Source organism: Sphingopyxis sp. UBA6723 (assembly GCF_002454115.1).
Taxonomy (GTDB): domain Bacteria; phylum Pseudomonadota; class Alphaproteobacteria; order Sphingomonadales; family Sphingomonadaceae; genus Sphingopyxis.
In genome coordinates this window covers 25,540-50,585 of sequence record NZ_DKIH01000002.1, presented here as the reverse complement: position 1 = coordinate 50,585, position 25,046 = coordinate 25,540, and the positions used below count along the sequence as shown (strand labels likewise).

Annotated in this window: 18 protein-coding genes and 1 pseudogene; 8 read left to right on the top strand and 11 right to left on the bottom strand. The window is 64.2% G+C overall.

The features are described from left to right. The 6 genes and pseudogenes from bioD to miaA form a co-directional block, all read right to left on the bottom strand. A pseudogene (bioD, locus tag B4F07_RS17415) lies at positions 1 to 401 on the bottom strand (ATP-dependent dethiobiotin synthetase BioD); the annotation flags it as partial. Further along, positions 398 to 1,540, bottom strand: coding sequence for an 8-amino-7-oxononanoate synthase (locus B4F07_RS00535; protein WP_293699482.1), 1,143 nt, complete (start codon positions 1,538 to 1,540; stop codon positions 398 to 400). The pseudogene bioD and the gene B4F07_RS00535, both read right to left, overlap by 4 nt. Before the next feature lie 150 nt (positions 1,541 to 1,690). Next, positions 1,691 to 2,725 carry a ketol-acid reductoisomerase gene (ilvC, locus tag B4F07_RS00530; protein ID WP_293699480.1) on the bottom strand — a complete coding sequence of 345 codons (1,035 nt, stop codon included), beginning with the start codon at positions 2,723 to 2,725 and terminating at the stop codon, positions 1,691 to 1,693. A gap of 103 nt (positions 2,726 to 2,828) precedes the next feature. Continuing rightward, positions 2,829 to 3,344: an acetolactate synthase small subunit gene (ilvN, locus tag B4F07_RS00525; protein ID WP_293699478.1), complete on the bottom strand. Its 516-nt coding sequence runs from the start codon at positions 3,342 to 3,344 to the stop codon at positions 2,829 to 2,831. 208 nt (positions 3,345 to 3,552) lie between these two features. Further along, a complete protein-coding gene (locus tag B4F07_RS00520) occupies positions 3,553 to 5,307 on the bottom strand; it encodes an acetolactate synthase 3 large subunit (RefSeq protein WP_293699475.1) in 1,755 nt (584 codons plus the stop codon). Between the two features lie 74 nt (positions 5,308 to 5,381). After that, complete coding sequence (gene miaA / locus B4F07_RS00515) at positions 5,382 to 6,338, bottom strand: tRNA (adenosine(37)-N6)-dimethylallyltransferase MiaA (RefSeq protein ID WP_293699472.1); 957 nt, start codon at positions 6,336 to 6,338, stop codon at positions 5,382 to 5,384. Between miaA and serB the strand changes: the two genes are divergently transcribed. Both serB and B4F07_RS00505 read left to right on the top strand, forming a co-directional pair. Then, complete coding sequence (gene serB / locus B4F07_RS00510) at positions 6,337 to 7,221, top strand: phosphoserine phosphatase SerB (protein WP_293699469.1); 885 nt, start codon at positions 6,337 to 6,339, stop codon at positions 7,219 to 7,221. The two genes, miaA and serB, sit on opposite strands and share 2 nt — an antisense overlap. A 349-nt stretch (positions 7,222 to 7,570) precedes the next feature. Then, positions 7,571 to 7,921 (top strand): DUF2200 domain-containing protein, encoded by a 351-nt coding sequence (locus tag B4F07_RS00505; RefSeq protein ID WP_293699466.1) that lies wholly within the window; start codon positions 7,571 to 7,573, stop codon positions 7,919 to 7,921. Between the two features lie 140 nt (positions 7,922 to 8,061). On the opposite strand, the gene B4F07_RS00500 is transcribed toward B4F07_RS00505, so the two are convergent. Then, positions 8,062 to 8,517 (bottom strand): nuclear transport factor 2 family protein, encoded by a 456-nt coding sequence (locus B4F07_RS00500; RefSeq protein WP_293699464.1) that lies wholly within the window; start codon positions 8,515 to 8,517, stop codon positions 8,062 to 8,064. Positions 8,518 to 8,607: 90 nt separating this feature from the next. Next, complete coding sequence (locus B4F07_RS00495) at positions 8,608 to 9,531, bottom strand: LysR family transcriptional regulator (protein WP_293699461.1); 924 nt, start codon at positions 9,529 to 9,531, stop codon at positions 8,608 to 8,610. Between the two features lie 193 nt (positions 9,532 to 9,724). On the opposite strand from B4F07_RS00495, the gene bla reads away from it, so the two are divergent. Beyond that, positions 9,725 to 10,600: a subclass B3 metallo-beta-lactamase gene (bla, locus tag B4F07_RS00490; RefSeq protein WP_293699458.1), complete on the top strand. Its 876-nt coding sequence runs from the start codon at positions 9,725 to 9,727 to the stop codon at positions 10,598 to 10,600. Between the two features lie 47 nt (positions 10,601 to 10,647). Here bla and B4F07_RS00485 read toward each other — a convergent pair whose 3' ends face one another. Continuing rightward, complete coding sequence (locus B4F07_RS00485) at positions 10,648 to 11,808, bottom strand: SPOR domain-containing protein (RefSeq protein WP_293699455.1); 1,161 nt, start codon at positions 11,806 to 11,808, stop codon at positions 10,648 to 10,650. A gap of 243 nt (positions 11,809 to 12,051) precedes the next feature. Between B4F07_RS00485 and B4F07_RS00480 the strand changes: the two genes are divergently transcribed. From B4F07_RS00480 to rpoC, 5 genes are all read left to right on the top strand, one after another. Further along, the gene (locus B4F07_RS00480; RefSeq protein ID WP_293699452.1) at positions 12,052 to 12,774 is read left to right on the top strand and encodes a ParA family protein; all 723 of its coding nucleotides are present in this window, start codon (positions 12,052 to 12,054) and stop codon (positions 12,772 to 12,774) included. Between the two features lie 17 nt (positions 12,775 to 12,791). After that, entirely contained in the window at positions 12,792 to 13,472 is a 681-nt protein-coding gene (locus tag B4F07_RS00475; protein ID WP_293699449.1) for a hypothetical protein, read from the top strand. Positions 13,473 to 13,495: 23 nt separating this feature from the next. Beyond that, the gene (locus B4F07_RS00470; RefSeq protein ID WP_293699447.1) at positions 13,496 to 14,887 is read left to right on the top strand and encodes an SPOR domain-containing protein; all 1,392 of its coding nucleotides are present in this window, start codon (positions 13,496 to 13,498) and stop codon (positions 14,885 to 14,887) included. A gap of 587 nt (positions 14,888 to 15,474) precedes the next feature. Next, positions 15,475 to 19,653 carry a DNA-directed RNA polymerase subunit beta gene (gene rpoB / locus B4F07_RS00465; protein ID WP_293699444.1) on the top strand — a complete coding sequence of 1,393 codons (4,179 nt, stop codon included), beginning with the start codon at positions 15,475 to 15,477 and terminating at the stop codon, positions 19,651 to 19,653. A 55-nt stretch (positions 19,654 to 19,708) separates the two neighbouring features. Beyond that, positions 19,709 to 23,995: a DNA-directed RNA polymerase subunit beta' gene (rpoC, locus tag B4F07_RS00460; protein WP_293699441.1), complete on the top strand. Its 4,287-nt coding sequence runs from the start codon at positions 19,709 to 19,711 to the stop codon at positions 23,993 to 23,995. Between the two features lie 631 nt (positions 23,996 to 24,626). On the opposite strand, the gene B4F07_RS00455 is transcribed toward rpoC, so the two are convergent. Together B4F07_RS00455 and B4F07_RS00450 are read right to left on the bottom strand one after the other, a co-directional pair. Continuing rightward, positions 24,627 to 24,806 (bottom strand): PspC domain-containing protein, encoded by a 180-nt coding sequence (locus B4F07_RS00455; protein ID WP_293699438.1) that lies wholly within the window; start codon positions 24,804 to 24,806, stop codon positions 24,627 to 24,629. Positions 24,807 to 24,866: 60 nt separating this feature from the next. Then, the gene (locus tag B4F07_RS00450) at positions 24,867 to 24,995 is read right to left on the bottom strand and encodes a hypothetical protein (RefSeq protein WP_293699435.1); all 129 of its coding nucleotides are present in this window, start codon (positions 24,993 to 24,995) and stop codon (positions 24,867 to 24,869) included. Positions 24,996 to 25,046 lie beyond the last annotated feature (51 nt).

Below are 25,046 nucleotides of genomic sequence, written 5' to 3'. Positions count from 1 at the left end.
CGCCTTCGATGATGAGGTTGCCGGGGGGCGGGGTGAGCGCGGCGGGGTCGATGGCGATGCCATCTATCTCGGCGGCGATATGCGGGGAGGCGGGGGTTTTGAGGCGAAAGGCTTCGGGGAGGATTTTTCCTCCCTGTTGTGCAGCAATGGGGAGGTGGCAGTCCTGAGGGCTGACGGAGGGGCCATGGCGCGANNGCCCCTCCACCATCCGCTTCGCGGACGGTCCCCCTCCCCACGCTTCGCGCAGGGAGGAGTTTAGCGACCGTCTCGCTATCGGTTTCTTCCTCAAGGCCCGCCTGGATCGGCTTCCAGTAAGGCGCACCCGTCGCACCCGCGAGGGCGGCCGAAAAGATCGTCTTGCCGATGCCGGTGTCGGTGCCAGTGACGACGAAGCGGGTCATGCTGCGGCCATCGCTTGCGCGAGCGCGTCGGCCATTGCGTCGATGTCGGCCTCGTCGACGTTGAGGGTGATCGCGATGCGCAGCCGTGCGGTCCCCTGCTGCACGGTTGGCGGGCGGATGCCGCGGATGTCGAACCCGGCCTCACGCAGCGCCGCGGCGATGCGCATCGTGCGCTGGTTGTCGCCGATGATGACAGGCAGGATCTGGGTGCCGCTGGCCGGGATGCCGAGGGGCACGAGACGTTCGGTCGCGTGGCGGACGACCGCGTGCAGGCGCGCCTGCCGTTCGGGCTCGTTCGCGACGATCTCGATCGCGTGACGGACGAGCCACGCCATCAGCGGCGACGGGGCGGTCGAGAAGATGAAGGGGCGGCCGCGGTTGACGATGAAGTCGGTTGCGATCGCGGGGGCGCACAGCAGCGCGCCTTCGCAGCCGAGCGCCTTGCCGCAAGTGTGAAGGGTGATGAGGTTGTCGCGGCGCGGTAGCGCGTGGGCGAGGCCCGCGCCGCCGGGACCGAAGACCCCGGTTGCGTGCGCTTCGTCGACGACCAGCACTGCGTCGTGGCGATCGGCGACCGCGGCAAGTTGGGCGAGCGGGGCGCGGTCGCCGTCCATGCTGTAGAGGCTTTCGACCGCGATCCACGGTGTGCCGCCGCCGCCTCCCGCGCGCCAGCGGGCGATGATGTCGTCGAACGCCTGCGCGTCGTTGTGCGCGGCGGCGACGGTCCCGGCGCGGCCGAGCTTCATGCCGTCGTGGGCGCTGGCGTGGATCAGTTCGTCATGGACGACAAGGTCGCCGCGCTGGGGAAGCGTGGCGAAGAGTGCGGTGTTGGCGGCGAAGCCGGTGGCGAAAAACAGCGCGGCTTCGCTGCCGTAATGGCGCGCGGCATGGGCTTCGAGCGCTTCATGTTCGGGGTGGTTGCCGCGGAGCAAGCGCGAGCCGCCCGATCCGGCGGGCAGGCCGCGTTCGATTCCCGCGGTGAGGGCGGCGCGCAGCGTGTCGGAATCGGCAAGGCCGAGATAGTCGTTCGACGCGAAGTCGCGACCGGCGCGCGGCGCGAGGGCGCGGCGGCTGCTTTGCGCGGCCAGCGCGGCAAGGTCGGCGCGGTGGGTGTCGAAGGGGTGGGATTGGTCGGTCATCAGGGCCGATATCACAAGCCCCTCCCCTTCAGGGGAGGGGTTGGGGTGGGGGTCGCGGGAAGGCGCCAGCGTCGACGCCCACCCCGCTGCGACTAGCGGGCAAGCCCGCGCGTCTCGCTGCCCCTCCCCTGAAGGGGAGGGGGTGCTCACTCAGTTCTTCGCCTTGTCGACCAGCTGGTTCTTGGCGATCCACGGCATCATCGCGCGCAGTTCGCCGCCGACCTTTTCGATCGGGTGGGCGGCGGCGGCCTTGCGGCTGGCCTTCAGCTCGGGTTGGCCGGCCTGGTTGTCGAGAACGAAATCCTTGACGAAGCGGCCCGACTGAATGTCCTGCAGGACGCGCTTCATTTCCTTCTTGGTTTCTTCGGTGATGATGCGCGGGCCGGTTTTGATGTCGCCATATTCCGCCGTGTTGCTGATCGAATAGCGCATGTTGGCGATACCGCCTTCATAGAGCAGGTCGACGATCAGCTTGGTTTCGTGGAGGCACTCGAAATAGGCCATTTCGGGGGCGTAGCCCGCCTCGACCAAAGTTTCGAAACCCGCCTGGATCAGGTGGGTGATGCCGCCGCAGAGCACGGCCTGTTCGCCGAACAGGTCGGTTTCGCACTCTTCCTTGAAGGTGGTTTCGATGATGCCGCTGCGGCCGCCGCCGACGGCGCTGGCGTAGCTGAGGGCGAGCGCTTTGGCATAGCCGTTGCCGCTGTTGCCCGTGGCTTCCTGCGCGACCGCGATCAGGCAGGGGACGCCGCCGCCCTTTTGATATTCGCTGCGCACCGTGTGGCCGGGGCCTTTGGGGGCGACCATGAAGACGTCGATGTCGGGGCGGGCTTCGATCAGGCCGAAGTGGATGTTGAGGCCGTGGGCAAAGGCGAGCGCGGCGCCGGGTTTCATGTTGGCGGCGAGATCATCGGCGTAGATTTTTGCCTGCAGCTCATCGGGGGCGGCGATCATGATGACGTCGGCCCATTCGGCGGCTTCCTTGTTGGTCAGCACCTTGAAGCCCGCGGCCTCGGCCTTTTTGGCGGTCGCCGACCCGGGGCGGAGCGCGATCGCGACGTCGGTGACGCCGCTGTCGCGCAGGTTCTGCGCGTGGGCGTGACCCTGGCTGCCGTAGCCGACGACGGCGACCTTCTTGCCCTTGATCAGATCCTGGTCGGCGTCGCGATCGTAATAGACTTGCATGTCATTCTTCCCTGCTAGTTTTCGTCATGCCGGGCTTGATCCGGCATCCATGGACCCCGGATCAAGTCCGGGGTGACGAGCGTTGAATGGTATTCCGTAAACTCTAGACCGCCTCCGACCCGCGGGCGATGGCGACGACGCCGGTGCGGCCGACTTCGACCAGTCCGCATTCGCGCATCAGCGCGATGAAGCGGTCGACCTTGTCGCTCGTCCCCGTGATTTCGAAGATGAAGCTGCTGAGCGTCGTGTCGACGACCTTGGCGCGAAACACGTCGGCCATGCGCAGCGCCTCGATGCGTTTGTCGCCGCTGCCCGCGACCTTGACCAGCGCGATCTCGCGTTCGACATGCGCACCGCCGTCGGCGAGGTCGGTGACCGAATGGACGGGAACGAGCCGGTCGAGCTGGGCGATGATCTGGTCGATCACCGCTGGCGGGCCGCTGGTGACGATGGTGATGCGCGACAGCGCATGATCGGCGCTAATGTCGGCGACGGTCAGGCTTTCGATATTATAGCCGCGCGCCGAAAACAGCCCGGTGATCTTGGCAAGAATGCCCGCCTCGTTATCTACGGTGACGGCGAGCACATGGCGCTCGCCCGCTTCGGTGTGAATTTTCATTATCTTTTTCCTTCCCTCTCCCTTGACGGGAGAGGGTTGCGCAGACTTGCCAGCTTGCTGGCTAGTCGAAGCTGGGAGAGGGTGACGCGCGCCATCGGCGCGCGCGATCCGGAGGATCGCTCCCCCTCTCTAAGACTTGCTAGGCAACAAGTTGCCAAGCCAAGTCTTTTCTCCCCCGCCGGGGGGGAGAAGATTGAAGTTGCGAGCATCACACCAGTGCTTTCGCTTCGTCGTCCATCGTGCCGACGATATCGTTCGGCTGGAGGATCATGTCGGTGTGCGCGGCGCCCGAGGGGATCATCGGGAAGCAGTTGGCGAGCTGCGCGACGCGGCAGTCGACGATCACCGGTCCCGGCGTATTGATCATCGTCTGAATGCCGTCCGCAAGTTCGCCCAGCGTGTCGATGCGCAGGCCGGTCCAGCCATAGGCGTCAGCGAGTTTGACAAAATCGGGCAGACTGTCCGAATAGCTGTTCGAATAGCGGCTTTCGTAGGTCAGTTCCTGCCACTGGCGGACCATGCCCATCCACTGGTTGTTGAGGATGAAGATCTTCACCGGCAGGCGGTACTGCGCGACGGTGCCCATTTCCTGGATGTTCATCTGGAGCGAGGCTTCGCCCGCGATGCAGATGACGAGGCGATCGGGGTGCGCGATCTGTGCGCCGACCGCGGCGGGGAAGCCATAGCCCATCGTGCCGAGGCCGCCGCTGGTCAGCCAGCGGTTGGGGCTGTCGAAGTGGAAATGCTGCGCCGCCCACATCTGGTGCTGGCCGACCTCGGTGGTGATGATCGGGTCCATGCCGCGGGTCGCGTCGAACAGCGCCTTGACCGCGCGCTGCGGCATGATTTCGGCGGCGTCTTCCTTCTTTTCGGGAAAGTCGAGGCAGCGCGTCGCGCGCCAGCCGTCGAGGCGGCGCCACCATTCGCCGAGATCGCGGGCTTTGTGGCCCTTGTCGGCCCATGCCGCGATCAGCGCATCGAGCGCGCGCCCGGCATCGCCCACCACCGCGAGGTCGACGGGGACAATCTTGTTGATCGAACTGCGGTCAATGTCGATGTGGATCTTTTTGGAATTGGGCGAGAAAGCGTCGAGACGGCCGGTGACACGGTCGTCGAAGCGCGCGCCGACCGCGATGATCAGGTCGGCGCGGTTCATCGCCATATTGGCTTCATAGGTGCCGTGCATGCCGAGCATGCCGAGCCATTTGTCGTCGTCGGCGGGGAAGGCGCCGAGCCCCATCAGGGTCGAGGTGACCGGCGCGCCGGTCAGTTCGACGAGCTGGCGCAGCGCGGCACTCGCATCGGGGCCGGCGTTGATGACGCCGCCGCCGGTGTAGAAGATCGGGCGCTCGGAAGCGGCGATCATCGCGACGGCCTGCGCGATGGCGTCGGCGTCGGGATCGACCTGCGGGCGATAGCTTTTATGGTCGATCCGGTTGGGGATCGAGTAAGTGCCGGTCGCGACCTGGACGTTTTTCGGAATGTCGATGACCACCGGGCCGGGGCGGCCGTGGGTCGCGATATAAAAGGCCTCGTGCAGGATCGGGCCGAGCCGGTCGGGGTCCATCACCAGATAATTATGCTTGGTGCAGTGGCGGGTGATGCCGACGGTGTCGCATTCCTGGAACGCGTCGGTGCCGATCAGCGTCGTCGGCACCTGTCCCGTCAGCACGACCATCGGGATGGAGTCGAGCAAAGCGTCGGTGATGCCGGTCACCGCATTGGTTGCGCCGGGGCCGGAGGTGACGAGGACGACGCCGGGCTTGCCCGTGGAGCGCGCATAGCCCTCTGCTGCGTGGGTCGCGGCCTGCTCGTGGCGGACGAGGATGTGCTTGATCGTCGGGTGCTTGAAAAGCGCGTCGTAGATCGGAAGCACCGCGCCGCCCGGATAGCCGAACACTGTATCGACGCCAAGGTCGACCAGCGCCTGAACCACCATGTCGGCACCGCTCATTTCCGTCACGACGAAACTCCTTTCAATCCAAAAACGCCGCGCTTGTGCGCTGCAACAGGGTTGCGGGCAATAGGTATATGATTCTATCCTGTCAACAGACTTTGACGTAATATAATTGCTAATTCATCAATAGAATCGTTGTTTAGTGACTCTGTGTGGCGCGGCCAGTCGGCGGGTGGCTGATTGCGGAACCAGGTATATTGGCGTTTGGCATATTGGCGGGTGGCGGCCTGCGTCAGGGTGAGCGCCTCGCTGCGATCGATCGTACCGGTCAGATATTGCGCGATCTGCGGGACACCGATGGCGCGCATCGCGGGAAGGTCGGGATCGAGGTTGCGCGCGAGCAGCGCTTCGACTTCGGCGATCGCGCCGTCGTCGAACATCTGGACCAGCCGCTGGTCGCAGCGGTCGCGCAGCCACTCGCGCGGCGGGAGGAGGATGAGCGGGGCGAGGGTGATCGTGTCGCCGATGCCGCCGGTGTGCGCAGCGTGCCAGTGGCCGAGCGGCTGGCCGGTCGAGCGAACGACTTCGAGTGCGCGGGCGATGCGGGTGGTGTCGGCGGGATTGAGGCGCGCGGCGGTATCGGGATCTTCGCGGGTGAGCGCGGCGTGGGCGTCGGCGACGGGCAAGGCGCGCACCGCGGCGCGGACATCGGGGTCGATCTCGGGGATCGGCGAAATGCCGTCAAGCAGGGTGCGGATATGGAGGCCGGTGCCGCCGACGAGGATCGGGACGTCGCCCGCGGCGTGCGCGGCGGCGATCGTGGCGCGCGCTTCATCGGCCCAGCGTGCGGCATTGTGCGCCTCGGCGGCGTCGATATGGCCGAACAAGTGGTGGGGGATGCCTGCCATCTCATCGGCGGCGGGGCGCGCCGAAAGGATGGCGAGGTCGGCATAAACCTGGCTGGCGTCGGCGTTGATCACAACGCCGCCGACGGCTTTTGCGACTGCCACCGCCAATGCGCTCTTGCCGCTGGCGGTGGGGCCAGCGATAAGTGCGACAGGAGGCCTTGGGCCGAAAGAAGATAAAGGAGCAGCCATGTTCGTCGCGACGCTGATAGCAGCCGGAAAGCTGACCGACGAGGTGGTTCGCGAAGCGATCGATCGGCTCGACGCAACAGGGCATGACGTCGGCGCGCCGCACTGGCTCGACGAGGGCGACGCCGCCGATATCGTCTTTCAGGGCAGCTTGGTCAGCGCGCGCAAGGAACTGGCGCTGATGGACCATGGATCGCTCGACACGATCGTCCAGCCGCAGGGCGATCGCACCAAGAAACTGATCATCGCCGACATGGATTCGACGATGATCACCGTCGAATGCATCGACGAACTGGCCGATTATGCGGGGCTGAAGCCCGAGATTGCGGCGATCACCGAGCGCGCGATGCGCGGCGAGCTGGATTTCCGCGCCGCGCTGATCGAGCGGGTCGGGTTGCTGGCGGGCATGCCCGAAGCGACGTTGGTCGAATGCCGGATGGAGCGGGTGAAGCTGACGCGCGGGGCGCGGACGTTGGTGCAGACGATGAAGGCGCACGGCGCGCATTCGGTGCTGGTGTCGGGCGGCTTCATGCCGTTCGCGGGGCCGGTTGGCGAGGCGATCGGATTCGACAAGGTGCTGGCGAACGAGTTGGAGATTCAGGGCGGCAAACTGACCGGCCGGGTGATCGAGCCGATCGTCGACAGCGCGGCAAAGCTGGAAACGCTGAAGGCCGAGGCCGCGAAGCACGGCCTGCCGCTCGCCGACACGCTGGCGGTGGGCGACGGCGCGAACGATATTCCGATGATCACGTCGGCGGGGCTGGGGGTCGGCTATTATCCGCACCCGGCGGCGGCAGAAGCGGCGGCGGCGGTGGTGCGGCATCATGACCTGACCGCGCTGCTGTGGGCGCAGGGTTATCCGCGGCGGAGCTGGGTGCTGGGGTAGGCGTCCGCTAACGACCAGTTGCGGACATAGCCGATCCTCCCCCAGCGGGGGAGGGGGACCACCCGGAGGATGGTGGAGGGGCACAGGCGGTTTACGTGGCGCCGGACAAAAAGCACTGCTTCAACGGCGACCGTTCGGCGGTGCACTATCGCACCGGCCAGGCAAACCGATGGTGCCCCTCCNNCGGGGAGGATCGGCAACGTCCGCTAACCACCCCAAAGCAGACAAGCTCCTCGTCATGCCGGACTTGATCCGGCATCCATGACTTCAGCGCTGCGGTGGATCCCGGATCAAGTCCGGGATGACGAAGGGGCGGGCGAGGGTTATGGTTTCCAATGTGGAGGTCCGCATGACGAAACACCGCATCTTTTCGATCAGCGTCGCGAGCGTGTATCCGCATTATATCGCCAAGGCGGAGAAGAAGGGGCGGACGAAGGCTGAGGTCGATGAGATTATTCGCTGGCTGACGGGATATAGCCAGAAAGCGCTCGAGGGCGCGCTGGTGAAGGGGACGAACTTCGAGGATTTCTTTGCGCGGGCGCCCCGGCTGAACCCGGCGCGGTCGCTGATTACCGGGGTGATCTGCGGCATCCGCGTCGAGACGATCGAAGACCCGCTGATGCGCGAGCTGCGCTATCTTGACAAGCTGATCGACGAATTGGCGCGGGGGAAGAAGATGGAGAAGATTGTGCGGGGGTAGGGGCAGCGACGAAAAATGCCGCCCGAGAAACCCGTTCGTGTCGAGCGAAGTCGAGACACGCTTGGGAAGCGCTGTCTTCGACGTGTCTCGACTTCGCTCGACACGAACGGAAAGGCAGGACAGTTCTAAATCCTCCCACCTCAATCCTCAATCGGCGCCGCGCCTGCTGCGGCGAAGCCGGTGCCCGCGAGGCGTTTCAGCGCCGCGGCATATTTCGCCGTGTCGAGATAGGGATGCAGGCTGACGATCTTGCCCCAGCGCAGGCGAATGATGTGGACGCCGTCGTTGACATAGCTGGTGTCGCCGTCGGCCATCACCGCGCGGTCGCGCCATTCGATTACCGCGGTGGTGTCCCACGGGGTGCCGCTCGATGCGATATGCTTGATCTCGAACTTCAGCACCGGGTGGACGCTGAACAGCCGCTGGAACCAGGCGCGCAGCCCGGCCTTGGTGTGGCGGACGCCGCCGAGGGCGTGGTCGCCGGGGAAGATATGTTCAAAGCGGTCGGCCATGCCGCCGAGCGCCGATTCCCAGTCGCCTTGGCTGAGGCCGTCAAAGATTTTGCGGACCTGGTGGCGAACGATTGCGTGATACATGATTTTGCTCCTTCAATGTTTACATCATTAACACTGAGGCTCAGATAAGGGCTATGTTTACGACGTCAACACTGGTCGTGAAATTTATTTCTAAGGTGCGCCGGCAGCGCGGCGGCGGCCGAGATCGGCGGTGCACGAAGGCGGCCCACCGCCGATTTCATCGGCCAGCCATGCCTTGAACCGCGCCATCGCATCACTCTCCGCTCGCGACATCAGACGGGTGAGCCAGTAGCGGCCGGCGTTGATCTCTACCTCGAAGGGCTGGACGAGCAGTTCGGCGGCGAGCTCGCGGGTGAACATCGCGGGCGGCGCTAGAGCTATGCCCTGGCCTGCGGCGGCGGCGCTCGCCATCAGCGCCGAGCTGTCGAACATCGGGCCGCGCAGCATCGGGGCGGGGACGCCCGCGGCGGCGAACCACAGCGCCCATTCGTCGGCGCGGTATGTGCGGAGCAGGCGTTCGGGGATCAGGTCAGCGGGCGTCTTGAGCCGCGCGGCGATGACGGGGGCGCACAGCGGAGTCAGCGGCGCGGCGAGCAGCGGCTGTGCATGGATGCCGTGCCAGGCGCCGTCGCCGAAACGGATCGCAAAATCGAGCGCCTCACCCGCGAGGTCGACGCGGTTGTTGTTGGTCGAGATGCGCAGGTCGATGCCCGGATGCGCGCGGGCGAAGGCGTCGAGGCGCGGAAGCAGCCAGCCGGTGGCGAAGGTTCCAACGACGCCGACTTTCAGCACCTCGCGGAAGCGGCCGTCGCTATATTGGTCCAGCGTCGCGGCGACGCGGTCGAAGGCGTCGGCAACGACGGGGACGAGCGCCTGGCCCTCGTCAGTGAGCGCGAGGCCGCGCGGCAAGCGGTGGAACAGGCGGGTGCCGAGGCGGCGTTCGAGCTGCGCCACCTGATGGCTGACCGCGCCCTGGCTGACGCACAATTCGATCGCGGCGCGGGTGAAATTGAGGTGGCGCGCGGCAGCGTCGAAGGCGCGCAGGGCGTTGAGCGGAAGCTGGGCGCGGTCCATTGATCCTCTAATATCCAGACCTGTCTCGCCTTGTCACCCCGGACTTGATCCGGGGTCCATGCGGGGGCCGCTTGTGGATCCCGGATCAAGTCCGGGATGACGAAACTTATGAGAAATTCTCATGGCTTTGTCGAGAAATGATGCTTTGTCCGGCGCGACCCGGCTTGGCAATTTGGCCGCGAAGGAGACGATAATGTTCGAAGCAATCAGTCTGTTGGCGTGGCTTGCCGCGGCGAGCGGGGCGCCGGTTCCGGAGGTGGATCCGCTGATCCAGCCGATCACGACGTCGCGGTCGGCCGAATGGTTGGCGCCGGCGTCGCCCGAGAAAATTTATGGCAACAGCTATTTGGTCGGGTTCGGCGGGATGAGCGTGGCATTGATCGACACCGGCGCGGGACTGGTGCTGGTCGACGGCGCCTTGCCGCAAGCGGCGCCCGCGATCCTGGCCAATGTTCGCCATCTGGGGTTCGACCCCAAAGACATCAAATTTATTCTGAGCACCGAGCCGCATTTCGACCATGCCGGCGGGCTCGCGGCGCTGGCGCGCGATACCGGCGCGACGGTGGTGGCGAGCGCGCGCGGGGTTGAGGGGCTGCGGACGGGGCGCCACGCTGCCGACGATCCGCAGCTGGCCTATGGTGGCAGCTGGCCCGCGGTGACCACGCCGATGCGCGTGATGGCGGACGGCGAGGTGCTGACGCTGGGCAAGGTGGGGATAACCGCCCACGCGACGCCGGGGCATACGATGGGCAGCATGAGCTGGAGCTGGCAGGCGTGCGCCGATGAAGGTGGGGGCGCGGCGTGCAAGGCGATCGTGTTTGGGTCGAGCCTGAATCCGGTGTCGGCGGATGATTATAAATTCAGCAGCGCCGCAGGAGCGCCGTTCGTGGCGGCCTTTGCGCAAAGCTGGCGGACGATGGAGGCGCTGGCGTGCGACATCCTGATTTCGGCGCATCCCGATAATGCGGGGGAGGGGCGGTATAATGCGAAGCCGGGCGCGTGCCGGGCTTATGCCGATCGGTCGCGTCAGGCTTTGGCGAAGCGGTTGGCATCGGAGAAGGCGGAGTAGCTAGGTTTCAATCCTCCCCATCGCTGCGCGACAGGGAGGATTTGGCGTTATTTATCGACGACCAGACAGGCCTGACCGCTCTTGCTGAGCGCGGCGCAGAAGTTGTTCGCTTCGCCCCTGTTGGCAAAGCCGCCGGTCTGGAGGCGGGTGACCTTGCCGGTCTTGAGGTAAATCGGCTGGCGTTCGGCGACCGCGGGGTGTTTTTTGCCGAGCGAGGTCCAGAGGTTGCGCGCATTGGCCTCGACCCCGAAGGCACCGAGCTGAGCGCGCCAGGGGCTGTTGCCGCCGGTGGGGCGGGCGGGGGTCGGGGTTTCGCGGACCGTGATGGGCGCGTTGTTGACGGGCGGCTTGGATTTGGGTGGAGCGGGCGGCAGCGTGCCGCTGGCGGGCGGAGGCGCGTAAGTCGTGCCGGGCTTGCCCTTGGCGGCGTCGGCGGCGGCGGTGGCTTCGACGGCGGCGATCGTCGCGGCCTTGGCGGCGGGGGTCGAGGGCGCCGGTGTCGCGATCACCGGCGGCGGCGCATAGCTCGCACCGGGAACCGAAGCGGGCAGGCTGGCGGTTTTGATTGGCGTGGCGGCGGGTTTTGCCGCGGGCGGCGCAGCGGCGGTCACCGCGGACAGGCGCGCGCGCGCTTCATTTTTTTCAATTTCGGGCAGCATCGCGAGCCCGCGCTGGCGCTGGTCGAGCGGGATCAGGCTGTCGAGCTGCGCCAGGCGCGCGGAGGCGATCGCGAGTCCGGCGTCGCTGGCCCGCTTGGTCAGCGCATAGGCGCGCGCCAGGTCGTGCGGCGCGAGGTCGCCGTTAAAATGTGCGGTGCCCAGAACATATTGCGCCCGCGGTTCGCCGCGTTCGGCGGAGCGAATGATGAACGGCATCGCTTCGTCGCGGCGGTTGGCGGTGAACAGGACGAGGCCGAGATTATCCTCGGCCTGCAAATGCCCCTGTTTGGCGGCGCGGCGGTACCAGGCTTCGGCCTGCGTCAGATCGGTGGGAACGCCGCGGCCAAGCTTGTAGGCCTGCCCCAAGTTGAACTGCGCATCGGCATCGCCCGCAAGCGCGGCGGGGCGCCACTGGGCGACGGCGCCCTGATAATCGCCGCGCTGCCACGCATCGACGCCATCCTTGACGTCGGCATGGGCGGGTGCGGTCAGCATCGTCGCCGCAAGCAGCGGCAGCGCCAGAAAGACGGCGGTGCGGAATGGTCGCATTTACTTCTCCAATGACTTGCATTGCTGCAGTCCCCAGCGCCTTTATAGCCTGGATTGGCTAACACCGCGTTAGCAAGCTGGGCCAGATAGCATATCTGATCCATTTCGGTACAAGTTACCATTGTGGCCTTGTTAACCATGATGGCGAGCGAGCCGTTCACCTTGTTTTTATCATCGTTAACTTAATTTTAGCGCCCTGCATGGCATTCCACCGCCAATTCGTGGTTTTTCAGGGGGACAGCTGTGCGCGTTTTGGCATTGGCTTCACAAAAAGGCGGGTCGGGTAAGACGACCCTCTCGGGGCATCTCGCGGTACAGGCGCAGCTTGCGGGAGCAGGTCCGGTCGTCCTGATCGACATCGATCCGCAAGGCTCGCTCGCCGATTGGTGGAACGAGCGCGAGACCGACCTGCCGGCGTTCGCCCAGACCACCGTGGCGCGGCTTGCGTCCGACCTGGAAATTCTGCGCCAGCAGGGCTTCAAGCTCGCGGTCATCGATACGCCGCCGGCGATCACCATGGCGATCCAGAGCGTGATTTCGGTTGCCGAACTGATCGTCGTGCCGACCCGGCCCAGCCCGCACGATCTGCGTGCTGTCGGCGCTACGGTTGATTTGTGCGAACGCGCCGGCAAGCCGCTGGTGTTCGTCGTCAACGGCGCGACGCCCAAGGCCAAGATTACCAGCGAAGCGGCGGTAGCTTTGTCGCAGCACGGCACCGTCGCTCCGATCACCTTGCACCACCGCACCGATTATGCCGCGTCGATGATCGACGGCCGCACGGTGATGGAGGTCGATCCCAATGGCCGCTCGGCCGAAGAGGTTCGCCAGCTGTGGACCTATATGAGCGACCGGCTCGAGAAGAATTTCCGTCGCACCATCTTTGCCGCGCCGATCCCGACGCAGGGCAATTACGGCGCGGTTCGTCCGATGGGCGGGGGCTTTGGCCGCCGCGTCGCTGGCCAGTGACGGGAGGGATCGGAACCATGGGCGAACCCAAACCCCTCGCTTCGCTGAGCGCCGGACTGCTGGCCCGCAAGGGCGGCGCACGGCCCGCCATGCGGCGTCAGCCGCTGGGCAGCGGCCCCGCACCCACCAACGCCGTCGGTTATGACGACCTGGGCTGGAACGACATGGGCTATGACGTCGACCCCGATCAGTCGGGCGAACCGGCGCGGATGCTCGACCTCAAACCTTTGCTCACCGGTTCGGTGCCGGCGCATAATGTCGAGGCCGAACAGGCGCTTGAGGATAGTGTTGGCCACGAGCTGACCGATGCGGTGGCTGATGATTATGCCGCGGCAGATTATGGTGCCGATGCTTTTGAAGCCGAAGCGCATGAAATTCCCGAAATCGTCCGCCAGCAGGAATCGCTGATCGATCGCGTCGCCGCCGTGGCGCGCAAGGTCGAGGCGCGGCCCGAGCCGAAGCCGAAGAAGGAAAAGGCGCCGCGCGCGCTGCGCGCTCGTGAAAAGGCGGCGTTCACGCTCCGTCTCGATGCCGAACGCCATCTGCGTCTGCGCCTGGCAAGTGCAGTGACCAACCGGTCGTCGCAGGTGATCCTGACCGATTTGCTCGACGAATATCTGACAACGCTGCCCGAAATCGACGCGATGGCGAGCCGCCTGCCGGCGGCGCGTCCGACGCGCCAGACGATGCCGCGCTGAACCAGTCCAAAGGGGACCATAAGATGAACCGCAAAATGCTGATGAACCTCGCCGTTTCGGGCTTTGTCCTGAGCGTCGCCGCCGGATGCAGCGGGATGGGCGCGATGGCCGATGCACCGTCGCGCGCTGCGGGCAAGCCCGCGGTTGCCGCCAAGTCGGCGGATCAGGCGCGCGCTGCGATGGAAGCCGGGAAAGTCAGCAAGGCGGTCGGTTTCGCCGAGGCCGCGGTTGCCGGAAGCCCGCGCGACGCGAGCTATCGCGCGCTGCTGGGGCAGGCTTATCTTAATGACGGGCGCTTTGCATCGGCCACCTCGGCACTGACCGAAGCGATGGAACTGGGCGCGACCGACAGCAATACGATCATCGCGCTGACGCTGGCACAGATTGCGCAGGGCAAGAGCGCCGAAGCGATTTCGCTGCTGCAGGCGCACCGCGACACGGTGCCGGCATCGGACATCGGGCTGGCGCTGGCACTGGCCGGGGATCATGAAGGCGCCATCTATGTGCTGACCGATGCGGCGCGGGCACCCGGTGCAAGCGCACGGACGCGGCAGAATCTGGCGCTGGCCTTTGCCCTGTCGGGACGCTGGGCGCAGGCGCAAATTCTGGCCTCGCAGGATCTGTCGCCGGCCAAGCTGGAAGCGCGGATGACCGAATGGTCGAAACTGGCCGAAACGCCGAACGCGCAGCTGCGCGTCGCGAGCCTGATCGGCACCAAGGCGCAGCGGGATGCCGGGATGCCGGTGCGACTGGCGCTGAGCAATTATGGCGAGACGCAGATGGCGGTCGTTGACGGCCCTGTCGAACTGGCTAGCGCCGATCCGGCACCCGTGGCCGCTTATGCGCCGCCGCCCCCGGTTCTGGCCGACGCCAGCAGCACCATTCGCAGCATCGAACTGCCGATGCCCGAGCGTAATGCCGATGGCGTCGTGCCGGTCACCGAATTGCCGCAGCCAAACGCCGCGAGCGACGTGATCATGGCCGACGCCGTCCCCTATCGCGCCGCTCCGCGCGTCGCGGGCGAGGGGCGCATCCGCCCGGCGCAGCAGCAGGCGCTGGAACTGGCAACCGTGCTGATCCCGAAGGCGATGGCGTTCAACGCCAAGAAGCCGACTGGCTGGGCGGTGCAACTGGGCGCCTATGACAGCCTGGGCATTGCCAAGGAAAAATGGGGCGGGCTGAAAAAACGCAATCGTGTGCTGGCCAATTTCCCGGCGTCGAGCCACGCCGCGACGGTCAAGGGCCGCACCTTCTATCGCCTGACCGTCAACGGGCTGGCGACGCGCGCCGACGCAACCAATCTGTGCCGCGAGCTGAAGGCGCAGGGTCAGACCTGTTTCATCCGCGCGATGGGCGGCAGCGAGAGCATCCAGTGGGCGGCGAAAGCAAGCCCGATGCGGCTTGCTTCAAGGTAATTTGAGTTTCCCAGCCTGTCGGCGGGATCCACGGAAAAGGGGCGGGGCCAGCGATGGCCGCGTCCCTTTTTCTGTTGGGAGGTGACGAGCCTGTCTCGATCCTCCCCGTGGCGTAGCCATGGGGAGGTGGCAGTCCGCAGGACTGACGGAGGGGCGATGACGCACCCGTCGCGGCCCCTCGACCCTTTGCTTCGCGAACGGTCCCTTCCCCATCGCTTCGCGACAGGGAGGATTTCTCCTCATCGTCATCCCGAACTTGATCCGGGATCCATAGCTGCACTGTCGTCTTGGATCCCGGATCAAGTCCGGAATGACGAAGGATGAGGACAGCAAAACATTCTAAATCAGCCCAGCGAAATCACCCGCTAACCAATCCGCCCGTTGACACGGCGCCCCCCCAAACCTATATCCGCGTCACACCCCATCGTTCGAGATAGAGTCCGCCTTGCGCAGCGGATTGTACGGATAGGTCGGCGGGGATTTCGACAGGCGTTGGAAAGCTGCGGTAAACCGGCAACGGTTGCCTGCGGCTTTTTTCGCGTCGGAGCGCCCGCGATTTGGATTTTTGACAGGCGAGACAATCACTTATGGCGACCAAAGCGAAGTCGGTGGGCAAAGCCCTCGAAGCAACCGCGAGCAAGCGCATCCGCAAGCTGTTCGGCAATATCCACGAAGCGGTGGAGATGCCCAACCTGATCGAGGTGCAGCGCGAATCCTATGAGCAGTTCCTCCGCTCCGATCCGTCGATCGGTTATGTCTCGGGCCTGGAAAAGACTCTGCGCAGCGTGTTCCCGATCCGCGATTTCGCTGGTACCGCCGAGCTCGACTTCGTCCATTATGAACTCGAAGCCCCCAAGTACGACGTCGACGAATGCCGCCAGCGCGGCATCACCTATGCGGCGCCGATGAAGGTTACGCTGCGCCTGATCGTCTTTGAAGTCGACAGCGAAACCGACACCCGTTCGGTGCTCGATATCAAGGAGCAGGACGTTTACATGGGCGACATGCCCTTGATGACGGGCAACGGCACCTTCTTCGTCAATGGCACCGAGCGCGTTATCGTGTCCCAGATGCACCGTTCGCCGGGTGTGCTGTTCGACCATGACCGCGGCAAGACCCACTCGTCGGGCAAGTTCCTGTTCGCCGCGCGCGTGATTCCGTACCGCGGTTCGTGGCTCGATTTCGAATTCGACGCCAAGGACATCGTCAACGTCCGTATCGACCGCAAGCGCAAGCTGCCGGTCACCAGCCTGCTGTACGCGTTGGGCATGACGGGCGAGGAAATCCTCAACCATTTCTATGACCGTCTGGTCTTCGAGCGCGCCGCCAACGGCTGGCGCGTGCCGTTCATGGTCGAAAACTGGCGCGGTGCGAAGCCCGCGTTCGACGTCGTTGACGCGAAGACCGGCGAAGTCGTGTTTGCCGCCGGTCACAAGATCAGTCCGCGCCTTGCCAACAAGGCCGCGAAGGACGGTCTCGACACGCTGTTGATCCCGACCGAGGAAATCTTTGGCCGCTATTCGGCCTATGACCTGATCAACGAGTCGACCGGCGAGATTTATATCGAAGCCGGTGACGAAGTGTCGGCCGAAAACCTCGAAAAGATCGACGCGGCGGGCATCGACAAGCTCGTCCTGCTCGACATCGACCACAACAACACCGGTCCGTGGATCCGCAACACGCTGAAGGCCGACAAGGCCGAGGATCGCGATCAGGCGCTGAGCGACATCTACCGCGTCATGCGCCCCGGCGAACCGCCGACCCGCGAAACCGCGGAAGCGTTGTTCGGCGGGCTGTTCTTTGACCCCGAGCGTTACGACCTGTCGGCCGTGGGCCGCGTCAAGCTGAACATGCGCCTTGGCCTCGACGCCGAGGACACGGTCACCACGCTGCGCAGCGACGACATCCTGGCGGTCGTCAAGGAGCTGGTGAATCTGAAGGACGGCAAGGGCGAAATCGACGACATCGACAACCTCGGCAACCGCCGTGTGCGTTCGGTCGGCGAGTTGCTGGAAAACCAGTATCGCGTCGGCCTGCTCCGCATGGAGCGCGCGGTGAAGGAGCGCATGAGCTCGGTCGATGTGTCGACCGTCATGCCGAACGACCTGATCAACGCGAAGCCCGCGGTCGCCGCGGTGCGCGAATTCTTTGGTTCGTCGCAGCTCAGCCAGTTCATGGATCAGACCAACCCGCTGTCGGAAGTCACCCACAAGCGCCGTGTGTCGGCGCTTGGGCCGGGCGGGCTTACCCGTGAGCGTGCTGGCTTCGAAGTCCGCGACGTTCACCCGACCCATTATGGCCGTATCTGTCCGATCGAAACGCCGGAAGGCCCGAACATCGGTCTGATCAACTCGCTCGCGACCTTTGCGCGGGTGAACAAATATGGCTTCATCGAAACCCCGTACCGCAAGATCATCGACGGCAAGGTGACCAACGAGGTCGTCTATCTGTCGGCGATGGAAGAGCAGAAGCACACGGTTGCGCAGGCGAACGCCGACCTCAACCCCGACGGCAGCTTTATCGACGAGCTGATCTCGGCGCGCGAAGCGGGTGAATTCCTGATGGCGCCGCGCGAACAGATCACGCTGATGGACGTGTCACCGAAGCAGCTGGTTTCGGTCGCGGCCTCATTGATCCCGTTCCTGGAAAATGATGACGCCAACCGCGCACTGATGGGATCGAACATGCAGCGTCAGGCGGTGCCGCTGATCCGTGCGGAAGCGCCGGTCGTCGGCACCGGCATGGAAGAAACCGTGGCGCGTGACTCGGGCGCCGCCATCGCGGCGCGCCGCGGCGGCGTGATCGACCAGGTCGACGCGACGCGTATCGTGATCCGCGCGACCGATATGGTCGAACCCGGCAAGTCGGGCGTCGATATCTATCGCCTGCAAAAGTTCCAGCGTTCGAACCAGAATACCTGCATCAACCAGCGTCCGCTGGTGAAGGTGGGTGAAGTGGTCAAGACTGGCGACATCATTGCCGACGGCCCGTCGACCGAGCTGGGCGAACTGGCGCTGGGCAAGAATGTGCTCGTCGCGTTCATGCCCTGGAACGGCTATAACTATGAGGATAGTATCCTCATCAGCGAACGCATCGTGAAGGACGACGTCTTCACCTCGATCCACATCGAGGAATTCGAAGTCACCGCACGCGACACGCGCCTGGGGCCGGAAGACATCACCCGCGACATCCCGAACGTCGGCGAGGAAGCGCTCCGCAACCTCGACGAAGCGGGCATCGTCTATATCGGTGCCGAAGTTGGCCCGGGCGACATTCTGGCCGGCAAGATCACCCCCAAGGGTGAATCGCCGATGACGCCGGAAGAAAAGCTGCTGCGCGCGATCTTTGGCGAAAAGGCCAGCGACGTGCGCGACACGTCGCTCCGCTTGCCGCCGGGCGTGTCGGGCACCGTCGTCGAAGTCCGCGTCTTTAACCGCCACGGCATCGACAAGGACGAGCGCGCGATTGCGATCGAACGCGAAGAGATCGAGCGTTTGAAGCAGGACGCCGACGACGAGCGCGCAATCCTCAATCGCGCGACCTTCTCGAGCCTCAAGGACATCCTGATCGGTCAAGCGACCAGCGCGGTGCCGAAGGGGCTGAAGAAGGGTGACGTCGTCACCGAGGAAATGCTGACCGAACTCGATCGCGGCGACTGGTGGAAGCTGGCGGTTGTCGATGACAACAGCCAGACCGCCCTCGAAGCGATCAAGGCGCAGTATGACGACGCGATCAAGCGCATCAGCGCGAAGTATGAAGATCGCGTCGAAAAGCTGCAGCGCGGCGACGAACTCGCCCCGGGCGTGCTCAAGATGGTCAAGGTCTTCGTGGCCGTGAAGCGCAAGCTTCAGTCGGGCGACAAGATGGCCGGACGTCACGGCAACAAGGGCATCATCAGCCGCATCCTGCCGGTCGAAGACATGCCGTTCCTGGAAGATGGCACGCATGTCGATTTCGTGCTCAACCCGCTGGGCGTGCCGTCGCGCATGAACGTCGGGCAGATCCTCGAAACGCATCTGGGCTGGGCCTCGCGCGGCTTTGGTCAGCAGATCACGGCAGCGCTGGAAGACTGGCGCATGGCCAACCCCGACCCTGAAGCCGGCGCACCGCCGGAAGCGGTTCGCGAAGCACTGCTTCATGCCTATGGCGACGAATATGCGGACGAGATCAAGGCTCGCAGCACCGACGAAGTCATTGAGCTGGCGAGCAATCTGTCGGTTGGCGTACCGTTCGCGACCCCGGTGTTCGACGGGGCGCGCGAAGCCGATGTGTCGGAAATGCTGGAACGGGCCGGTCTCGACCGGTCGGGTCAGGTCGATCTGTACGACGGCCGCACCGGCGACCGGTTCGACCGCAAGGTGACGGTGGGATATATGTATATCCTGAAGCTGCATCACCTGGTCGACGACAAGATCCATGCGCGTTCGATCGGTCCCTACTCGCTCGTCACCCAGCAGCCGCTGGGCGGTAAGGCGCAGTTCGGTGGCCAGCGCTTCGGGGAAATGGAAGTGTGGGCACTGCAAGCTTATGGCGCCGCGTACACGCTTCAGGAAATGCTGACGGTGAAGTCCGATGACGTGATCGGCCGCACCAAGGTTTACGAGGCGATCGTCAAGGGCGACGACACCTTCGAGGCCGGCATTCCCGAAAGCTTCAACGTGCTTGTCAAGGAAATGCGCTCGCTGGGCCTTAACGTCGAACTGTCGTCCCATGCGGATCTGGACGCCGACGAGGCGCCCGACGCTCTTCCCGAAGCCGCCGAATAAGATCTTATCCTCACCCCCTTCGCTCCGCGCGAAGGGGGAAGAGTGGAGCTAGAATATGAACCAGCTTACCAACTTCATGAACCCGGTCGCGAAGCCCGAAACCTTTGACATGATCAAGATCGGCATCGCGAGCCCCGAGCGGATCCGCTCATGGTCGTTCGGCGAGATCAAGAAGCCCGAAACCATCAACTACCGCACGTTCAAGCCCGAGCGTGACGGCCTGTTCTGTGCGCGTATCTTTGGTCCGATCAAGGATTATGAATGCCTGTGCGGCAAGTATAAGCGCATGAAATACAAGGGCATCGTCTGCGAAAAATGCGGTGTCGAAGTCACGGTGACCAAGGTCCGCCGCGAGCGGATGGGCCATATCGAGCTCGCCGCGCCGGTCGCGCATATCTGGTTCCTGAAGTCGCTGCCGTCGCGCATCGGCCTGCTGCTCGACATGCAGCTCAAGCAGCTTGAGCGCGTCCTGTATTTCGAAGCCTATATCGTGCTCGAGCCGGGCCTGACGCCGCTGGAGAAGTTCCAGCTGCTGACCGAAGACGAGTTGCTCGATGCGCAGGACGAATATGGCGAAGACGCCTTTTCGGCCGGCATCGGCGCCGAAGCGATCCGCGTCCTGCTCGAAAACCTTGATCTGGAGCAGGAACGCGCCGATCTGATGGAAGATCTGGCGACGACCAAGTCGGAGCTGAAGCCCAAGAAGATCATCAAACGGCTGAAGGTCGTCGAAAGCTTCATCGAATCGGGCAACCGTCCCGAGTGGATGATCCTGGAAGTCGTCCCCGTCATCCCGCCCGAACTGCGCCCGCTGGTGCCGCTCGACGGTGGCCGCTTTGCGACGTCGGATTTGAACGATCTGTATCGCCGCGTCATCAACCGTAACAACCGTTTGAAGCGCCTGATGGAATTGCGCGCGCCGGACATCATCGTCCGCAACGAAAAGCGCATGTTGCAGGAAGCTGTCGACGCATTGTTCGACAACGGCCGCCGCGGCCGCACGATCACGGGCGCCAACAAGCGTCCGCTGAAATCGCTGTCCGACATGCTGAAGGGCAAGCAGGGCCGTTTCCGTCAGAACCTGCTCGGCAAGCGCGTCGACTATTCGGGCCGTTCGGTCATCGTCACCGGTCCGGAACTCAAGCTGCACCAGTGCGGCCTGCCCAAGAAGATGGCGCTCGAACTGTTCAAGCCGTTCATCTATGCGCGCCTCGACGCCAAGGGTCTGTCGATGACCCTGAAGCAGGCGAAAAAGTGGGTCGAAAAGGAACGCAAGGAAGTCTGGGACATCCTCGACGAAGTCATTCGCGAGCACCCGGTCCTGCTGAACCGCGCTCCGACGCTTCACCGCCTGGGCATTCAGGCGTTCGAGCCCGTGTTGATCGAGGGTAAGGCGATCCAGCTGCACCCGCTGGTCTGCGCCGCGTTCAACGCCGACTTCGACGGTGACCAGATGGCCGTTCACGTTCCGCTGAGCCTGGAAGCCCAGCTGGAAGCGCGCGTCCTGATGATGTCGACCAACAACATCCTCTCGCCCGCGAACGGCAAGCCGATCATCGTGCCCTCGCAGGACATGGTGCTGGGTCTCTACTATCTCTCGATGGAGCGCGAAGGCGAACCCGGCGAGGGCATGCTGCTCGCCGATATGGCCGAGGTGCATCAGGCGCTGCATATCGGTGCGGTCACCCTGCACACCAAGGTGATCAGCCGCGTCCCGCAGACCGATGAAAAGGGCAATGAATATCTGCGCCGCTTTGAAACGACCCCGGGCCGCATGCTGATCGGCGAGTGCCTGCCGAAATCGCACACCGTGCCGTTCGACGTCGTCAACCGCCTTCTGACCAAGAAGGAAATCGGCGACGTGATCGATCAGGTCTATCGTCACACCGGCCAGAAAGAGACGGTGCTGTTCGCCGACGCCATCATGGCGCTAGGCTTCCGCAACGCGTTCAAGGCCGGCATTTCCTTCGGCAAGGATGACATGATCATCCCGGCGTCGAAGGAAGGCATGGTCGACGAAACCCGTGCTTTGGTGAAGGATTTCGAGCAGCAGTATCAGGATGGCCTGATCACGCAGCAGGAAAAGTACAACAAGGCGATCGACGCCTGGTCGCAGTGCGGCGACAAGGTCGCGACCGCGATGATGGACGAAATCCGCGCCGAGCCCAAGGATCCGAAAACGGGCCGTCTGGCCCCGATCAACTCCATCTATATGATGGCGCACTCGGGTGCCCGTGGTTCGCAGGCGCAGATGAAGCAGCTCGCCGGGATGCGCGGCCTGATGGCCAAGCCGTCGGGCGAGATCATCGAAACGCCGATCATCTCGAACTTCAAGGAAGGCCTGACCGTTCTCGAGTATTTCAACTCGACCCACGGTGCGCGTAAGGGCCTGGCCGATACGGCGCTGAAGACCGCAAACTCGGGGTATCTGACCCGCCGCCTGGTCGACGTGTCGCAGGACTGCGTCGTGATCGAGGAAGATTGCGGTACGACCCGCGGCATGGAAATGCGCGCGATCATCCAGGGCGGTTCGACGATCGCCTCGCTGGGCGAGCGCATTCTGGGCCGCACGACGCTGGAAGACGTGCTCGACAAGGACGGCAATGTCCTGGCTCCCGTCGGCACGCTGCTCGACGAGCCGACGACGCAGAAGATCGAAGATGCCGAAGTTCAATCGGTCAAGATCCGTTCGCCGCTGGTTTGTGAAGCGGTGCTGGGCGTGTGCGGCAAATGCTATGGCCGTGACCTCGCCCGCGGTACCCCGGTGAACATCGGTGAAGCGGTTGGCGTCATTGCCGCTCAGTCGATCGGTGAACCCGGCACCCAGCTGACCATGCGTACCTTCCACATCGGCGGTGCGGCGCAGGTCAACGAACAGTCGAACGTGGAATCGATTTCGGACGGCACGATCGAATATCGTGACATGCCGACGATCGTCGATCAGCGCGGTCGCCGCCTGGCGCTCGCCCGTTCGGGTGAAGTCGCGGTGATCGACAGCGAAGGCCGCGAGCGCGCGTCGCACAAGCTGCCTTATGGTGCGCACATCCTGTTCAAGGATGGCGACAAGGTGAAGAAGGGTGACCGGATTGCCGAATGGGATCCGTTCACCATGCCGCTGATCACCGAAAAGCAGGGCGTCGTGAAATATCAGGATCTGGAAGACACCAAGACCCTGATCGAACAGGTCGACGAAGCGACGGGCATCGCCCAGCGCGTCGTGATCGAATATCGTTCGGCGGGCCGCGCCAAGAAGGAAGACCTTCAGCCGCGCCTGACCCTGCTCGACGATGCTTCGGGTGAAGCCGCGCGCTATCTGCTCGCGGTCGGCACGATGCTGTCGGTCGAGGACGGCCAGACGGTGCAGGCGGGTGACGTGCTGGCGCGTGTCAGCCGCGAAGCGTCGAAGACGCGCGACATCACCGGCGGTCTGCCGCGGGTGGCCGAGCTGTTCGAAGCACGCATTCCGAAGGACAACAGCGTTATCGCGAAGATCAGCGGTCGCATTGAATTCGTCAAGGATTACAAGGCGAAGCGCAAGATTGCGATCGTTCCGGAAGAAGGCGATCCGATCGAGTACCTGATCCCCAAGTCGAAGGTTCTGGAAGTGCAGGAAGGCGATCAGGTCAAGCGCGGCGACGCCTTGATCAGCGGTTCGCCGAACCCGCACGACATTCTGGACGTCATGGGCGTAGAGGCGCTGGCCGAATATCTGGTCGCCGAAATCCAGGAAGTGTACCGACTGCAGGGCGTGAAGATCAACGACAAGCACATCGAAGTGATTGTTCGCCAGATGCTGCAGAAGGTCGAGATCACCGCGGGCGGCGACACCACGTTGCTGCCGGGCGAACAGCTCGATTATCTGGAGATGATGGAATATAACGCCAAGCTGCCGAAGAATGGCGTGCCTGCGGAGGGCCGTCCGGTCCTGCTGGGCATCACCAAGGCGTCGCTGCAAACGCGCAGCTTTGTTTCGGCGGCATCGTTCCAGGAGACGACGCGTGTTCTCACCGAAGCTTCGGTGCAGGGCAAGGTCGACTCGCTGATCGGGCTGAAGGAAAACGTCATCGTCGGCCGCCTGATCCCGGCGGGTACCGGCGCCGCCATGAACCGCGTTCGCGTGACCGCGTCGAGCAAGGATGCCGCCCTGCGCGCATCGATGCGCGCCGCGAGCCAGGTCGACCTGATCGCCCCGGCCAGCGCCGCCGCCGAGCATGCCGCCGAACTGGCACAAGGCCCGGAAGCCGCGATGGGCGACGATCCGCTGGGCAAGGTGCAGGGCGAAGACTTCACGACCGATGACGTGATGGTCGAAGAGCGTCCTGAGGGTGAGGGCGAGGCGTAAGCCTCACCCCGGCCTTTGGCTGACAGAAATGAGCCCCGCTGGAGTAATCCGGCGGGGCTTTTTCGTTTTTGAGAGGCGCTTTGCCGTCAGATTTGGGGTGGGAAGTGGACGGCGCCGATCCTCCCCGGAACGGGGAGGGGGACCAGCGAAGCTGGTGGAGGGGCACCATCGGTTTGCCTTGACGCAGAGATAGTGCTCCGCGGCGCGGTTCCCGGAAAAGCGTGACCCATCCGGTCCAGCGCTGCGTAAACCGCCTGTGCCCCTCCACCACCCTTCGGGTGGTCCCCCTCCCCCCTTGGGGGAGGATCGCTTAGGTCCGCCCTTGGTCGTTTCCTAACTTCCGGGCCAAATCGGCGGCGAACGACCGGAACGGGGTGGTGGGTCGCCCCCATGTCTTCGTCACTCGGGACTTGATCCGGGGACCACGAGGCCTTGCGCTGCGCTATACTGAGAAGGCGGATGGATCTCGGATTAAGTCCGGGATGACGAGAGTGTAGGTTCGTTGTCGGTCAATAGCAGGCGCCCATAATAGATAAGGGCCCACCGGGGTGGCCGGTGAGCCCTTGGTTGCTTGGGAATGTGCGGGCCGGTGCGACTGCGCCTGAAAGGCGTCCGGCCCTTGTGCTGCCTCCTAGGGCGCGAGGATCGCGACGGCGAGGTACAGCAGCAGTGGCAGGCCGAAGCCCAGAAGCGTCAAGGCAACAAAGCCGACGCGCGTCCACAAGACGTCGAAGCCGAACTGGTCTGCCATCCCGGCGCACACGCCGAAGATCATCCCGTCGCGACGATTCTTGCGAAAACCCTGTTTCATTTCTTTCCTTTCCATCCCGGCCGGCGGCCGGCGTTATGAGCGGGCGGAGGTAGCCGCTGGTCAGATGACCAGCGAACCGACCTGCGCGCCATTCTGACCAGCAACCGCGAGGAACATGACCGAGCAATAAAGCGAGGCGACCGCAGCGATTGCATAGCTTTTGAACGATTCGACGTTGAGATGTGCCATGATGATTTCCCTTTTTTCCTTTCCAGCCGGACCATCCGGTGGATGCAAAAG